Genomic DNA, 14784 nt, shown 5'->3' on the forward strand with positions numbered 1-14784 from the left:
ATTTCCAACTGTTTTAACAATGCACTTTCATCTAGGCGTATTGCAATACGTATTTAGGGAACTAGCTATATTTACCCACCCCCGAAGGAGCTAGAACACCCTTCCCGTTCGACTAAAACCGGGCTTTTACTACCCGCTTTAACGCCATAACCCCCTAATCGAGCTACCACCCCCGCTAACTACGCACAATTGTTCGATTCTTTAGCAAACCTCCCTCCATACCCAATCCGCCCCCACCGCTATGGTTAGCTCCATGCTCGCCAACCGTCGTTTCCGCTCGCCACTGCAGGGCCTCGCCCTCCTTATCGGCGCAGCGACAATCCTCAGCGGCTGCACGGCCCCCACAGCCCCCACCCCAGAGAGCCAGTCATACAGCCCGGCACCGGCACCCGCATTTACGCCCGAGCCAGAGGAACCCGCGCCCGAGATTCCCGAAGCGCCCCACACCCCCGCCGCCCCGGACACCCCAGCGCCCGGCACATCGCCTATCGACGGCATCCGTAGCGCCCTCAACCAGCTGGAGGTAAAAGGGCGCGCACCGAAAACCGGCTATGCGCGCGATGAGTTCGGGCAACGTTGGAGCGACGACGTCTCTGCCGAGTTTGGGCACAACGGATGTGACACGCGAAACGATATTTTGAATCGTGACCTTATTAATAAGGAGTACAAACCAAATAGCCACGATTGCGTCGTGCTTTCAGGGCAATTACTGGATCCCTATACCGGCACGATGATTGAGTTCCAGCGTGGCCGCGATACCTCTTCTGCCGTTCAAATCGACCATGTCGTAGCCTTAAGCGACGCCTGGCAAAAGGGGGCACAGCAACTCCCGCCCGAGGTTCGGCAGGACTTTGCCAATGACCCCCTCAACCTCTTGGCCGTCGATGGCCCCGCCAATCAACAGAAGCGGGATAGCGATGCCGCATCCTGGGTACCCGCCAATAAGCCATTTCGCTGCCAGTATGTCGCTCGCCAGGTGGCAGTAAAACAGAAATACCACCTGTGGCTCACACAGGCGGAGTACGATGCCATCGACCGTTGGCTCTCTACCTGCACACCAGAGGATGAGCCCGCACTTGCCGCCCTAACCCTGAATTAGGGCAACTTCCTCCGGCGCTCACCGATGCCACACACCGAGGCTCAAGCCGGCGAATATGTCACCTATTTAGCTACGTGTTCGCAACCTCCGCCCCTCCTAGTCGCGAACATTTCTATTTTTCTGAAGATTCCTAGCCCCCTAATTTCTGGGGGCGACCGCCATTCAGCTACTGCCCGCCCCGTCAAACAAACCAACCGAAAACCCCTGGGTTCATAGAGTTATATACGTCAATATCAGAATTGAATTCGTTACCGTAGTGTTATCATTTCGTTATATTCACTGCTTCCTGTCGGTTTATAACTGTTTGATAACACTGTATCCTCGAGCCCGTACGCGAAAAGGTACCCGTCGTAAAGCATTGCGCACGCCGACTGCGTATTTTTTACTTTTCTTCGTGGAAACTACTTTTTGACGCGGCACAGGTTTGTTAAAGTCTGGTTGTTACAAAATCGCACTACCGTGACTGATGGTGTCAGTGTGACTAAAGAGTCGCTTGGCGCTATTAATCGCTTGTCCATCATCTTGGAGGATTCTCACCCATGGCAGCTGAAATGAAGGCTCCGGAAGTACCACTTGGGCTCCAAATCAAGGCTTTTGCCCAGTCGATTCCACCACTCCTGCGTACTGGTGCCCTGTACATGACTCCGAAGACGGCGCCGAAGATTCTCGATTACCTGCGTCGCCTGAAGTTCTCCGTCGCCAGCCTGATTTCCATGAGTGCGCTGCGCTACCCGGATCGCCTCGCCCTTGTCGACGATGACGGTGAACTCACCTATTCTCAGCTGCTTGACAACTCTCACGCCCTGGCTCGCGCCTTGATGGACCGTGGCATGACCCAGAAGTCCAGCTTCGGCGTTATCGCACGCAACGGCCGCGGCATCATCCTGCCGATGGCCATCAAGGGATTCATCGGCTCCGAAATTATGCTGATGAACATCGGCTCCGGCCCGACTCAGATTCGCGGTGTCGTTGACCAGAATAAGGCCAAGTTCCTGTTCGTCGATGACGAGTTCCTGGGCAACCTGCCAGAAGACCTCGACGATGTCACCGTCGTTATTACCTCCGTGACCAAGCCGGAGACCCGCAAGAACGCGGGCAAGAACTTCGTGTTCATGGAAGACCTCATTGAAGAAGGTCGTACATCGAACGCCAAGCTAGATCCGAAGCCGGAGCAGGGACGCATCATCATCATGTCCTCCGGCACCACCGGCATCCCGAAGGGTGTCCTGCGCAATGAGCCCAAGACACCGGCAACCGTGGGTGCAATCGCCGATCGTATTCCGTGGCGCCGCAACATGGTCATTCACCAGTCCGCATCCATGTTCCACGCCTGGGGCTGGGCAAATGTGCTGATTGGCATGGCTACCGGCTCCACCATTGTCACCATGCGTGTCTTCGACCCGAAGAAGGCTGTTGACCAGTGTGAACAGTACGGCTGTAACGGCATGATTTCCGCGGCCTTCTTCCTGCGCCAGATCAAGGATGTTCTGGATGAGGAGCCGAACCGCAAGATTGGCCCGTTCCGCTTCATTGTCTCCTCTGGTAACGCCATCCCGGGCTGGCTCGTCTCCGCGCTGACTCACCGCTTCGGTCCGGTTATCTGTAACTTCTACGGCTCCACCGAGGCCGGCCTGTGCTCCATCGCATCCGGCGCGGACCTCGCAGCCCGCCCGGACTCCGCAGGTCGCCCGGCAATTGGCGCCAAGGTTCGCATCCTGGGTGACGACGGCAAGGAAGTCGAGCCGGGTGAGGTTGGCATGATCCACACCGCTCAGGAGCTCTCCTTCATCGGTTACCTGAACAAGAAGGACAAGTTCACCACCGTCGATGGCCTGTTCCAGATTGGTGACCTCGGCCGTATCGACCAGGACGGCTACCTGTACATCTGTGGTCGCTCCGACGACATGGTGATCAAGGGCGGCGAGAACGTCTTCCCACGCGAGGTCGAAGAAATTCTGGGCCCGGTGCCGGGCATCGCCGATGTCTTCTGCCACGGCAGCAACGAAAACGACGAGATTTTCGCTGACCTGTTCCTCTACGTTGTCCGCGAGGACAATGAGGCCGGCAAGAACCTCACCGAGGACATGCTGCGCGAGTACGTCCGCGAAACTCTGGCCGAGCACTCCACTCCGGACCGCGTCTTCTTCGTCGACTCCCTGCCGCGCAACGCCATCGGCAAGGTTGTCCCGCGCGAGGTCAAGGCGATGCACGAGCGCCTGAATCTGGACGCTCAGTAAGAAGCCTGCACACGAAAGTGTGCCCACCGGCTATCCGCCTGGTGGGCACACTTTTTGCTTGTCTCAGCTACCTTTTGCGCGGCTATCCGCGCGGGCGCACCTGGATTTCATCCACGTTGGCATCCGCTCCGGTATCAACGGCCAGACGTACTGCGGCTGCGATCGATTCAGGCCGCATGAACTTCGTGCCGTCGTAACGCCAATCAGCATCATCGCGGTGCCAATTCGACTGCAGCTGAACCTGCATATCGGTATCGACGCGCCCGGGGTGCACGGAGCTGACTCGAACCGCGCCACGCTCTTCCTCGCGCAGCGCATCGGTGAAGGCCCGCAGCGCGAACTTCGACGCTGCATACGGTGAAGTACCAGCTGAAGCGCGGAATCCCGAGCCCGAGTTGATGGTTACCAGCGTGCCCTCCGCCTTGCGCAGCGCTGGCAGCAGCTGGCGTGTCAGGTCGGCGACGGCGACGACGTTGATGTCCATAATTCGCGACCAGTCCGCACGCGAAACCTCCGCCACGTCCCCATCGACGTACACGCCCGCCGAGTGCACGAGCACATCCAGCCCGCGCCCACCGAGCGCCTCCAACAGCTTTGCCACTTCCGCGTTTACGGCGTCGGTATCACCCAGATCAGCAACGAATACGCTTGCCGACGGCAACTGCGACGCCACCTTCTCGGCAGACTCAGCACTGGTAGCGCCCACAATGACATGGTGGTCACGGGAGAGATCCTTGGCGACCGCCAGGCCAATACCACGGCTTGCACCCGTGACCAGGGCAATCTTGGTGTCAGCGGCAATATCGATGCTCATGTACGGCTCCTCTATGTAGTCGGTTTACTTCTTCGGCTTCGCGCCGCCCACCTGGTCGATGGGGGTCACCTGCAGGAAGTCAATGTTGACGCGCTTCGGACGGGTGGCCGCGAACACAATGATGTCGGCAACATCATCGGCGGTCAGCGACTCAACGCCATCGTAGACCGCTGCGGCCTTGGTCTCGTCGCCGTCGAAACGCACGAGTGAGAAGTCGGTGTGGACGCGCCCCGGATCGATTTCGGTGACGCGCACGCCATCGGCAGCAACCTCTTGACGCAGGACTTCCACCAGCGCGCGCTCAGCGTGCTTGGCTGCGTTGTAACCGGCGCCGCCGGTGTAGACCTGACGGCCGGCAATTGAGCCGACGGTGAGCACAATGCCGCTGGTGGACTTCAATGCGGGCAGCAGCGCGCGGGTGACGCGCAGGGTGCCCAGCACGTTGACCTCGTACATCCAGCGCCACTTTTCCTCGACAGCGCCTTCAACCGATTCCATGCCCCAGGCGCCACCGGCGTTGTTAACCAGCACGTCGACGCGCGGTTCGGTCTTAGCCAGCGCCGCCACATCGGCGTCAGAGGTCACGTCAACCTTGTAGACCGTCGCTTCACCACCGGCAGCGCGAATCTCCTCCGCGACAGCCTCAAGCTTGTCCTCGCGGCGGGCTCCCAGCACGACGCGGAAACCTTCAGCTGCGAACTGCTTGGCAGTGGCTGCACCAATACCGGAAGAAGCACCGGTAACTACAGCTACTTTCTTGCCATTAGTTGAAGTTTCAGAGGTCATGGGGGCTTAACTCCTTGCTACATGCGTCTACTGATATTCCCGACTGTAGTCATACGACACCCTCCTGCGCCGAAGACTGCGCGTGCTTTACACCTGATGTTCCACGTGAAACGTATATAAAACTGTGCAGGAATTTTCCCGATTCACCTCATACGCAGCTGCTAAAACCGCGATACTGGTTGCATGTCTGACCAGCCTCACTTCCCACATCTTCTCTCCCCTCTCGACGTCGGTCCTCTAACTCTGCGCAATCGCATCATCATGGGCTCAATGCACTCCGGCCTGGAAGATCGCACCCGTGATATCCCCAAGCTGGCTGCCTACCTGGGTCGACGCGCCGAAGGTGGCGTGGGACTCATCGTCACCGGCGGTTATGCTCCCAACATCGAAGGTTGGCTGACTCCGGCCGGTTCGATGATGGCGTCGAAGCGCATGGCGGACAATCACCGCCGCGTTACTGACCTCGTGCACTCCCACGGCAGCCACATCGTGCTGCAGGTACTGCACGCCGGTCGTTACAGCTACAGCCCGCTGGCTCGCTCCGCCAATACCGGTCAGTCGCCGATTAGCCCGTTTAAGGCTCACCGCCTCACCGGCTTTGATGTCTCACGCACTATCGGCGCTTATGTCCGCGCCGCGAAGCTCGCAAAGCGCGCCGGTTACGACGGCATCGAGGTTATGGGTTCCGAGGGTTACCTGCTCAACCAGTTCCTGGCCGAGCGCACCAACCACCGCTCGGACAACTGGGGTGGCAGCGCCGAGGCTCGCATGCGCCTGCCCATCGAAATTGTCCGCCGCATTCGCGCCGAGGTGGGCGAGGACTTCCTACTGCAGTACCGCATTTCGCTGCTTGACCTGGTGGAAGACGGCCAGACCTGGTCCGAGACCACTGAACTCGCGCAGCGTCTGGTCGAGGCTGGCGTCGATGTCTTCAACACCGGTATCGGCTGGCACGAAGCACGCGTCCCCACCATCGTCACGTCCGTGCCGCGCGCCGCATTCACGGATCTGACGGGTCGTCTCCGTTCGCTTGTCGACGTCCCGGTGGCAGCCTCCAACCGAATCAACCGCCCCGAGGTTGCGGAGAAGATCCTCGCTGACGGCGATGCGGACCTGATTTCCATGGCCCGCCCACTGCTGGCTGACCCGGACTTCGCCATCAAGGCGGGCGATGGTCGAGCTGACCAGATCAACACCTGTATCGCCTGTAACCAGGCCTGCTTGGACCACACCTTCGCGGCCAAGCGCTCCACCTGTTTGGTCAACCCGAAGGCTGCTTACGAAACCGAGTTGGTATCCGTGCCGGTTGCGAAGGACAAGGCCAAGCGCATCGCCGTCATCGGCGCTGGTGTGGCTGGACTCGCTTTCGCGGAAGCCGCAGCTCAGCGCGGTCACCACCCAGAGATTTTCGAGGCCGCCGACCAGATTGGTGGCCAGTTCAACCTCGCCGCAAAGATTCCGGGCAAGGAGGACTACGGCGAGACGCTGAAGTACTTCTCCCGCCGTCTGGAGGTACTCGAAGTTCCGGTTCACCTAAACACGCGTGCCGACGTCGACGAGCTCAAGGCCAAGTTCGACCACGTGATTGTGGCCACGGGTGTTACCCCGCGTATCCCGGGCATTGACGGTATCGACCACGAGAAGGTCATTCGTTACGACGAACTGCTCTCGGGTGCGAAGCAGGCCGGTAACAAGGTGGCCGTCATCGGTGCTGGTGGTATCGGTGTGGACGTGTGTGAGTACCTCACGCGCAAGCCGAACCAGACCATCGAGGCCTGGAAGGACGCCTGGGGCGTCGGTGACCCTGCGGAGTTCCGCGCGGGTCTGACCAAGCCGGGCACGGTCTCTGGCGCGGCTGAGGAGTTTGAGGTCGAGCGCGAGGTGCACCTGCTGCAGCGCAAGACCTCCCGCATCGGTAAGGGCCTGGGCAAGACCACTGGTTGGGTTCACCGTGCGGAGATCAAGAAGGCCGGTGTCAAGCAGTACACCGGCGTCACCTACAACCGTATCGATGACGAGGGCCTGCACATCACCATCGATGAAAAGCAACAGGTCATCGCGGTTGACAACGTGATTGTCTGTACTGGTCAGATATCCAATCTGGACTGCCTGGGCGGCAAGGATCGCGAGAGCGTCACCGGCGATAACTCCAATGTCACCATCATCGGCGGCGCGGACGTGGCCACTGAGCTGGACGCAAAGCGTGCCATCCGCCAGGCCGTTGAGGTAGCGCTCGCGCTGTAGGGCTAGGGCTGCTACGCCTCGTAGCGGTCGGTGTAGGCGCGCTGCTCGAACTCGAAACGGCCCGGGTGAGCCGGGAACTCACCCGGGACACCGATGGCCAGCAACAGCGCTACCGCCACATCGGTGTCACCGGCACCGATAGCTTCCTTGACCTTCTGCTCACTAAAGCCCGTCATCGGGGAGCTAGCCCAACCAAAGGCGCTGGCAGTGACCATAGCGAAAGAAGCGGCAATCATGGCGTCGCGGATTGCGAACTCGCGGGAGAGACCCTTTTCCTCGCGGACCTTATGGAAGGAGGTCATCGAGGCTTCCCGCTCGGCAGCGGCAACTTCGTCCCACAGGCCAGTCGCCTTGTTGGCCTCAACCAGGCGTGGAATACCGCGCTTCCAGCCGGTCGGCTCACCAATGAAGGCGAGCAGCAGCGGCGCATTGGCAACCTGCTTCTGACCACCGGCAGCTTCCACTACCTGCTGGCGCACCTCAGGGTCCTCGATGCGCACGATAGCCCGAGACTGAATGTTAAAGGCGCTGGGAGCTTCCAGAGATAGCTCCAGGAGGCGGCGCACGTCAGCGTCGTCAAGCGGTTCGTCAGCGTAGACGCGCGTGGCACGGCGGTTGCGGATGATGTTCTCAAATTCGGTGGCGAACTGGTCGCGCGGAGAATGCGAAGTCATGCATTAAAGAATAACTGTTTGCCAACCTTCGAGTTCGAGCAGCCAGCGCTTCATTTCGCGGCCGCCGGCATAGGATCCGAAAGACCCCGCTCCCCCACTGGCGGGCACCACGCGGTGACAGGGAATCAGAATGCCCAGCGGATTGGTGGCACAGGCCGAGCCAGCAGCTCTGGCGGCACGGGGTGATCCGGCCATTTCAGCGAGCTCACCGTAGGTCACAACCTGGCCATACGGCACGTCGCGCAGTGCGGTCAGCGCACGGGCGCGGAAAGAATCCTGGGTGAATATGTCGCAGTCCAGCGGCAGCGCAAACTCGCGGCGCTGCCCGGCAAAGTACTCGCGGAACTGCTGCGCTGCCTGTTCCGCCACCGCTTGCGCTTCGGGGTCGGCGGCGCTGGGGTCGTCGTCAAGCACGGGGCCTAAGAGATTGACTTCGACGACCCCGCGAGCGGAGGTGGCGATTCCAAGCACGCCGAAAGGCGTTTCTACCTGGGAAATCGCCATAAAACCTCCTACTTAGCCCTTGTTGGCCTGGAACCAGGCCAACAGCTCGTCCCACTCCTTCTCGTGACCGGAGCGGAAGTAACCACCGTAGCCCACGCCCTTGCCGCCAGCCGGCTGAGCCTGGCGCTTTTCAATCTTTTCAGCAGAGCTCATCACATTGGTGATCAGGTCTGCCGAGGACTCCTCAGTCCAGTAATCATCCGGAACGCGGATGGACAGGAACGGCTGCGGAGCCTTGGAGAAGCGGTTAGCGAAGTCGAACTCGGAGTCGTCGAAGAAGTAGCCTTCCTTGCGAGCCCAACGAGCCCACTGACGCATGACACCGTTCGGCGGCTCAACAGCTAGACGCCACGCCGACGCCGGAATGTGGCCAGTGATGAAACCGCTGATCGGGCCGAGAATATTGAAGATGAAGAATGCGCGGACCTTTCCCGCCACGGACGGCACCTTGGAAATACGCATACCGCGGCAGTTGACCAACGCCGCTGCGTCATAGGTGCCCTCGGAGCCGGCGTAGACGATGCCGTGACCGCCAACCGCGTGGCCGACAGCGAAGTGCGGCACGTCCGGGTAGGTCTCCTTGGCCCACTCGATCACACCCGGAATATCCTTGGTGATCCAGTCCGACATCCGGATGTCTTCATTGTTCTGGTCAGTCTTCAGAGCGGACTGGTCAATTCCGCGGTAGTCATAGGTGATAACGCCGTAGCCCTTTTCTGCCACGGTCTCAGCGAAACGGTGGTAGAAACCCTGCGGCACACCGGTACCGGAGTGAACGGTGATGATGCCGTTGGGAATGTTCTCTGGGTTCTCCTTCGGGCGGAACATGGTTCCGCGCAGCAGGACGCGGTCATTTGCCGGAATAATGATGTCCTGCCGAGGGCACGGCTCCGGCAACTTCGGGCTCTTCGCGGAAAAACGGCTATCCCCAGTGGAAGTGGTTGAGGCTTCGGAGGTCATTTATGCAGTTCCTTCGAGTGGACTTAAACAGTGCATGATTTTGTATACACAATCTTAAAGTGTAAGGCTCATCACTTTCAGCGCTTTCGTGGAATTTGCCTCACTCGCGCTACAACTGCACATCCCCATAGGCGCGTTCGTCCTCAATTGGCTCCAGATGCGAGGAGATATGCACACCGGGAAAACGCTCCCGCAGCTCATCTTCCATCGCGGTAAGCACATCGTGACCGCGCTCCACGCTCCACGCGCCCGGCACCAGCACATGGAACTCAATGAACTTCTGATGCCCCGACTCGCGAGTGCGGATTTCGTGGACGTCAATGCCACGACTCCGGTCACGGTGCGAGGCCAAAATCTCATCCACCGCCACGCGGTCGTCGCCCTCCATGGCCTTGTCCATCAGGCCGTTACCGGAATCGCGCAGCAGCTTGTAGCCGGTGACCAGGATGTTTACGGCCACGGCCAGCGCGATAATCGGGTCAAGCCACCACAGGCCGGTAGCCCACACCAGCGCCACACCCGCCAGAACGCCGGCGGAGGTCCACACGTCGGTCATAAGATGCTTGCCGTCGGCGGTCAGAGCCAGGGAGTTGTGTTGGCGCCCGGCCTTAAGCAGAATCAGCGCCACCGCACCATTGATCACCGAGGCAATTACGGTCACGACGAGGCCCAGGCCAATCTGCTCAATCGGCTGCGGGTTCACCAACCGCTCGATGGAGACATAAATAATGGCCGCCGCCGCCACGAAGATCATGGCACCTTCCAGCCCGGCCGAGAAGTACTCTGCCTTGGAATGGCCGAACTCATGGTCGCGGTCCGCGGGCCGCGCGATAACCTTGAGCACAATAATTGCGAAAACTGCCGCAACCAGATTGACAATCGACTCCGTCGCGTCGGAAAGCAGGCCCACCGATCCGGTCAGAGTGTAGCCCCAAAACTTCAGCGCGATGGTGACGACCGCCGCCCCCACTGAAAGCCAACCAAAACGAGATAAGTCCTGCATATGCGGGCACTTTACCCGCCTGTCCGGAGTTACTACCAGTTCTATGAGCACCGATTTCCAGTTCAATTTGCAGAACATTTCTGCAGGCCTGCCGTTCGCGTCGCAGCTCGCCTCGCTTGCCGACGCCGTGCGCGACCACGACGTAGTAGTCCAAGCCCCACCGGGCACCGGCAAGACCACTTTGGTTCCGCCGGCAGTAGCCAACACCCTGGGCGGCCGCATTGTGGTCACGGCTCCCCGGCGTGTGGCGGTGCGCTCGGCAGCGCGGCGGTTGGCACAGCTGTCGGGCACGAAGCTCGGTGGGGAAGTTGGTTACTCGGTGCGTGGCGACACAAAAGTTTCCCGCGCCACCCGCGTGGAGTTTGTCACTCCCGGTGTGCTGCTGCGTCGACTGCTGCGCGACGGCGACGTGGATGCCAGCGCGGTGCTCATCGACGAGGTGCACGAGCGCGGCTTGGATACCGATTTAGTGCTGGCGATGGTGCGCGACTTGCGGGATATCCGCGATGACCTGCGCCTTGTCGCTATGTCGGCAACGGTGGACGCGCCGAAGTTCGCGACCCTGCTCGGTGGCTCTGCCCCGGCTCCCATCGTGGCTGCGGAGGCGGCAATCCACCCGTTGGACATCCGCTACGCGCCCTTTCCGCAGCGGCTGGATGCACGCGGTGTGACCGACGACTTCCTACAGCACGTTGCTGCACAGGCCAGCACAATCGCGGAAGAAGCCGCCGGTAATGTGCTGGTTTTCCTCCCCGGCGTCCGCGAGGTGGAACGCTGCGCGGGTTATATCGCGGATTCCTCGGAGGTGGCGGTGCTGACGCTGCACGGCCAGCAGAGCTCCGAGGAGCAGGACCGCGTGTTTCGTCGGCAAGCGGATGGTAGACGCGTAATTGTGTCCACCGCGATTGCGGAATCATCCGTGACTGTGCCGGGCGTGCGCGCCGTTGTCGACGCCTGCCTCGCGCGCGGACCGCGACTCGACATTGCGCGTGGCTTCTCCGGCCTGGTCACCAGCTCGTGTGCGCAGTCCTCCGCGAACCAGCGCGCTGGCCGAGCGGGACGTGAGGGCCCGGGCATCGTGGTGCGTTGTGTCTCCCAGTCGGAGTTCGCGTCCCTCCCAGCCTGGCCCGCGCCGGAAATCGAGGTCGCCGACCTGACACAGGCACTCCTCGACGCCGCCGCGTGGGGCACGCCTGGGATGCAGGGACTGAAGCTTCTCGACGCCCCACCACCCCACCACGCGGAGGTCGCAAACCGCATTCTGGCTGGCCTGGGCGCTGTTGATGAGGCCGGTGACATCACGGAACTCGGCCGCACCCTGGCTACCCTGCCGGTGCATCCGCGCATGGGACGCGCGCTGCTGACCGCCACGGCCATGATGCCGCAGCACGCGGACGCGGTCGCACGCGCGGTGGAGAAACTCACCGACGCCCGCGGCTTGGCCAAGCAGGTGCGCCGCATTGAGCTGGATACTGAGGCCCCCGCCAACCTGCTGCCCTCGGACATCCCCGCGCTGGTCACGGCCCTGGCCTGGCCGGATTTCATCGGGCGACGCCGCAGTGCGAACTCCGACGAATACCTCTTTACCGGCGGCACCGCTGCGGAACTCACCCGTGGTTCTGACCTGCGCGGCCACGAATGGATCGCGGCCGCCGACATCTCGCGGCTCTCCCATGGGCGCGCGCTGATTCGCGACGGCGAGGCGATTGACCTGGAAATCGCCATGCTCGCCGCCGGCCACCTCGCCCGCACGGAGACCACGGCGCGCGTCGAACAGGGCCGTGTTCGCGCCCGCGAGCGCGACCTGCTCGGCGCCATCGAACTGTCATCCCGCCAGGTCTCCCCGACGCCCGAGCAGTGCATTGCCGCCAACTCCGCCTGGCTTGCCGACGCGCTTACCGACGCCTCCCCCAGCCTCGACCGCGACACCGAGCAGCTCCGCCGCCGCATGGCCTTTCTCCACGCTCATCGCGGTGCCCCATGGCCGGATGTCTCCCCCGCAGGGCTCGCGGCTCAGGCCGAGCTCCTTTTTGCCGGCGAGCTGGACCGTCCGACCCCACCCAAGCTAGATGCCGAGCACCTCCGCCGCCTGCTGCCCTGGCCGGAGGCCTCGGACTTCGACCGGCTGGTGCCCGAACGCCTGGAGGTCCCCTCCGGTTCGAAGATTCGCCTGGAGTACCCGGAGGACCCCACGGACCCTGAGGCGCAGATTGTCCTGGCCGTGAAGTTGCAGGAGTGCTTCGGCCTGGCGGAGACCCCGCAGGTATTGGAAAAGCCGGTGACAATGCATTTGCTGTCACCGGCTCAGCGACCACTCGCGGTCACTCAGGACTTGGAAAGTTTCTGGAATGGCGCCTACGCACAGGTTCGCTCCGAGATGCGGGGCCGTTACCCCAAGCACCCGTGGCCGGAGAACCCGTGGGAGGAGCAGGCTACTGCGAGAACGAAGCGTCGTCGTTAAGCAAGCCCGTCGTTAAGCAGCTGCCTGCGCCCGCACGCGACTGGGCTTGCGCCAGAGGTAGATTGCGTAGCCCAGGCAGGTGAAGAAGAGCACGCCGCCCATGATTCCCTGCATGTTGCCGTAGAACCACTGCCCCACATTGGCAGCGTGGCCGAAGTCATTGCCCACGAACACCTTGTACGGTGCCCACCAGTTGGCAATCATGAACAGGACACCGACAATAATGTGTCCAATCTCGCGGACGAAGAGCACCAGCGGCACGAAGACCATGACGATCGACCAGTGGTGACTGACCGCATATGGCCCGGCGAAGCTGACCGCCAGCGCAGCGAAACCAAGGGCTGCGACATCATAACCATTGCGGTGGTAGATCCACGCCACGAAGGCGGCGGCGATGGCACCGATGAGGAAGAAACCGTAGATGCCAATATCGAGCGCGGTACCCTCCACCCCGGCGCGGGCGAGCAGACCACTGAACGCCTGGTTGGCCTCATAGGTCGGGGCGCCACCGCGGTTGCCGGCGAAGAACTCATCGGTCCAGAAGTAGATGGACTCCTTAAAGCGCACGGCGAAACCAATAGCGACGGTCACCAGGAACCAGCAGAAGCTCTTGGCCACGGCCGCAAAGTCACGGCGCATGAGGAACACCAGCGCATATGCCGCGGGAGTGATCTTAATTCCCGCCGCGATACCCACGCCCAGTCCACGCAGTTTCTTGGGCAAAAAGCCCAGCACATCGGAGACCACCAGCAGCGCGAGGAAGACGTTGATCTGCCCGAAGAGTACGTTGGCGCGCAGCGGGTCGAGCAGCATCACAACACCGAGCACGCAGGTAGCCATCAGCTTCGGACGCTCAGAACCGAGACGAGTGAAGACCATCCACAGCATCGCCCACACCGCTGCCAGCGTGGCGAATGTCCAGATGATCTGCAGGGTCACCGGTCCTGCCCAGGTCAGCGGGTAAAACAGCAGCGCCGCAAACGGTGGGTAGATGAAGCGGAAACCCGATCTGGTGGGAAACTCTGGTGAGTAGAGATCCTGGTCTCGTCGTAGTGCCCAGCCGGCGTCTTGGAAGACCTCGAGGTCCATCATGTAGGCAGTTGCCGCAAGATAGATGAAGTCGATGACAACGACCAGCGACACCAGCCCAAATACAATTGCCAAGATCCGTCTCTGCATGACGGAAAGCGTCGAGAGTCTGTCCATGAGCATGATTCGACACTACCGCACAGTTCTTCCTACTCAGGCCTTAGAGTGGGAGGTATGTTCGTGGAAAACTATCGCAAGGTTCGCTCCGAGATTGACGACGCTTGCCGACGAGCCGGGCGCCAGCCCTCCGAGGTCCGCCTGCTGCCCGTCAGCAAGACTGTGCCTGTCGACGCCCTGGTGGAATCCTGGCCGGAGCTCGCAGCAGCCGGCTGCGCTGGCCTAGCGGAAAACCGCGTCCAAGAAGCGGTGGCCAAGGCAGAGGCATTCCGGGAGGCCTTCGGCGACAAGGCACCACATATGGCCATCATTGGTCCGCTGCAGACGAATAAGGCTGGCCACTTGGTCAGTTGTGCCGATGAGTTTCAGGCTCTGGACCGCCCGAAGGTGGCCGGAGCACTGCAGCGTCGCTTGGCTGATTCCGAGCGCACGCTCGATGTGCTGATTCAGGTCAACGCCTCCCGCGAGCCGCAGAAGTCGGGTCTGGCACCGAGCCACGCGGCTGAGTTTGTCCGCATGTTTGGGCCCGATGGCGAATACCCGAACCTGCGCCTGCGCGGGTTTATGACCATCGCGGCCCAGAATGATCCGAATGTGCGCGAGACCTTCGCGGAGCTGCGGGAGCTGCGGGACAGTCTGCTCGGGGATTTGCCGGACGGTGTCAGCCTCGACGAACTGTCAATGGGTATGTCCGGCGACTACCACGAAGCCATCGCCGAGGGGGCGACCACCGTGCGTGTGGGACGCGCCATCTTCGGTGAGCGCTCCTATCAGAAATAAAGGTAATCAAATGAAG

Annotated in this window: 12 protein-coding genes; 5 read left to right on the plus strand and 7 right to left on the minus strand. The window is 61.3% G+C overall.

Going from position 1 to position 14784, the window contains the following annotated elements:
* The first annotated feature begins 253 nt into the window (after nucleotides 1–253).
* Nucleotides 254–1099, plus strand: coding sequence for an HNH endonuclease family protein (locus ADB08_RS08920; RefSeq protein WP_049172614.1), 846 nt, complete (start codon nucleotides 254–256; stop codon nucleotides 1097–1099).
* Between the two features lie 539 nt (nucleotides 1100–1638).
* On the plus strand, nucleotides 1639–3336 hold the full coding sequence (locus ADB08_RS08925) for an AMP-binding protein (protein WP_016421788.1): 1698 nt from the start codon (nucleotides 1639–1641) through the stop codon (nucleotides 3334–3336).
* An 82-nt stretch (nucleotides 3337–3418) separates the two neighbouring features.
* Here the strand turns inward: ADB08_RS08925 and ADB08_RS08930 are convergent, their stop codons facing one another.
* Together ADB08_RS08930 and ADB08_RS08935 are read right to left on the minus strand one after the other, a co-directional pair.
* On the minus strand, nucleotides 3419–4150 hold the full coding sequence (locus ADB08_RS08930) for an SDR family oxidoreductase (RefSeq protein ID WP_016421787.1): 732 nt from the start codon (nucleotides 4148–4150) through the stop codon (nucleotides 3419–3421).
* Between the two features lie 24 nt (nucleotides 4151–4174).
* Nucleotides 4175–4936 carry an SDR family oxidoreductase gene (locus ADB08_RS08935; RefSeq protein ID WP_049172538.1) on the minus strand — a complete coding sequence of 254 codons (762 nt, stop codon included), beginning with the start codon at nucleotides 4934–4936 and terminating at the stop codon, nucleotides 4175–4177.
* Nucleotides 4937–5119: 183 nt separating this feature from the next.
* On the opposite strand from ADB08_RS08935, the gene ADB08_RS08940 reads away from it, so the two are divergent.
* Nucleotides 5120–7180 carry an FAD-dependent oxidoreductase gene (locus tag ADB08_RS08940; RefSeq protein WP_049172540.1) on the plus strand — a complete coding sequence of 687 codons (2061 nt, stop codon included), beginning with the start codon at nucleotides 5120–5122 and terminating at the stop codon, nucleotides 7178–7180.
* 11 nt (nucleotides 7181–7191) lie between these two features.
* On the opposite strand, the gene ADB08_RS08945 is transcribed toward ADB08_RS08940, so the two are convergent.
* From ADB08_RS08945 to ADB08_RS08960, 4 genes are all read right to left on the minus strand, one after another.
* Nucleotides 7192–7854 carry a nitroreductase family protein gene (locus ADB08_RS08945; protein WP_049172542.1) on the minus strand — a complete coding sequence of 221 codons (663 nt, stop codon included), beginning with the start codon at nucleotides 7852–7854 and terminating at the stop codon, nucleotides 7192–7194.
* Nucleotides 7855–7857: 3 nt separating this feature from the next.
* Complete coding sequence (locus tag ADB08_RS08950; protein ID WP_049172545.1) at nucleotides 7858–8358, minus strand: methylated-DNA--[protein]-cysteine S-methyltransferase; 501 nt, start codon at nucleotides 8356–8358, stop codon at nucleotides 7858–7860.
* 12 nt (nucleotides 8359–8370) lie between these two features.
* Complete coding sequence (locus tag ADB08_RS08955) at nucleotides 8371–9318, minus strand: alpha/beta fold hydrolase (RefSeq protein ID WP_049172547.1); 948 nt, start codon at nucleotides 9316–9318, stop codon at nucleotides 8371–8373.
* Between the two features lie 109 nt (nucleotides 9319–9427).
* Nucleotides 9428–10321 carry a cation diffusion facilitator family transporter gene (locus ADB08_RS08960; RefSeq protein ID WP_049172548.1) on the minus strand — a complete coding sequence of 298 codons (894 nt, stop codon included), beginning with the start codon at nucleotides 10319–10321 and terminating at the stop codon, nucleotides 9428–9430.
* 43 nt (nucleotides 10322–10364) lie between these two features.
* On the opposite strand from ADB08_RS08960, the gene ADB08_RS08965 reads away from it, so the two are divergent.
* Nucleotides 10365–12782 carry an ATP-dependent RNA helicase gene (locus ADB08_RS08965; RefSeq protein ID WP_049172549.1) on the plus strand — a complete coding sequence of 806 codons (2418 nt, stop codon included), beginning with the start codon at nucleotides 10365–10367 and terminating at the stop codon, nucleotides 12780–12782.
* Between the two features lie 12 nt (nucleotides 12783–12794).
* Here ADB08_RS08965 and ADB08_RS08970 read toward each other — a convergent pair whose 3' ends face one another.
* Nucleotides 12795–13961 (minus strand): glycosyltransferase 87 family protein, encoded by a 1167-nt coding sequence (locus ADB08_RS08970; protein WP_239660052.1) that lies wholly within the window; start codon nucleotides 13959–13961, stop codon nucleotides 12795–12797.
* A gap of 84 nt (nucleotides 13962–14045) precedes the next feature.
* Here ADB08_RS08970 and ADB08_RS08975 point away from each other — a divergent pair, with 84 nt between their 5' ends.
* Nucleotides 14046–14768, plus strand: a complete 723-nt coding sequence (locus tag ADB08_RS08975; RefSeq protein WP_049172553.1) for a YggS family pyridoxal phosphate-dependent enzyme — start codon at nucleotides 14046–14048, stop codon at nucleotides 14766–14768.
* Nucleotides 14769–14784: the final 16 nt, after the last annotated feature.

This window comes from Corynebacterium sp. 239_CJEI (genome assembly GCF_001055995.1).
Taxonomy (GTDB): domain Bacteria; phylum Actinomycetota; class Actinomycetes; order Mycobacteriales; family Mycobacteriaceae; genus Corynebacterium; species Corynebacterium jeikeium_D.

Coding starts and splice junctions, on each gene's coding strand:
- ADB08_RS08935 (WP_049172538.1), bottom strand. CDS start 4,936: ATGACCTCTGAAACTTCAACTAATGGCAAGAAAGTAGCTGTAGTTACC.
- ADB08_RS08925 (WP_016421788.1), top strand. CDS start 1,639: ATGGCAGCTGAAATGAAGGCTCCGGAAGTACCACTTGGGCTCCAAATC.
- ADB08_RS08940 (WP_049172540.1), top strand. CDS start 5,120: ATGTCTGACCAGCCTCACTTCCCACATCTTCTCTCCCCTCTCGACGTC.
- ADB08_RS08955 (WP_049172547.1), bottom strand. CDS start 9,318: ATGACCTCCGAAGCCTCAACCACTTCCACTGGGGATAGCCGTTTTTCC.
- ADB08_RS08965 (WP_049172549.1), top strand. CDS start 10,365: ATGAGCACCGATTTCCAGTTCAATTTGCAGAACATTTCTGCAGGCCTG.
- ADB08_RS08975 (WP_049172553.1), top strand. CDS start 14,046: ATGTTCGTGGAAAACTATCGCAAGGTTCGCTCCGAGATTGACGACGCT.
- ADB08_RS08950 (WP_049172545.1), bottom strand. CDS start 8,358: ATGGCGATTTCCCAGGTAGAAACGCCTTTCGGCGTGCTTGGAATCGCC.
- ADB08_RS08960 (WP_049172548.1), bottom strand. CDS start 10,321: ATGCAGGACTTATCTCGTTTTGGTTGGCTTTCAGTGGGGGCGGCGGTC.
- ADB08_RS08930 (WP_016421787.1), bottom strand. CDS start 4,150: ATGAGCATCGATATTGCCGCTGACACCAAGATTGCCCTGGTCACGGGT.
- ADB08_RS08945 (WP_049172542.1), bottom strand. CDS start 7,854: ATGACTTCGCATTCTCCGCGCGACCAGTTCGCCACCGAATTTGAGAAC.
- ADB08_RS08920 (WP_049172614.1), top strand. CDS start 254: ATGCTCGCCAACCGTCGTTTCCGCTCGCCACTGCAGGGCCTCGCCCTC.
- ADB08_RS08970 (WP_239660052.1), bottom strand. CDS start 13,961: ATGCAGAGACGGATCTTGGCAATTGTATTTGGGCTGGTGTCGCTGGTC.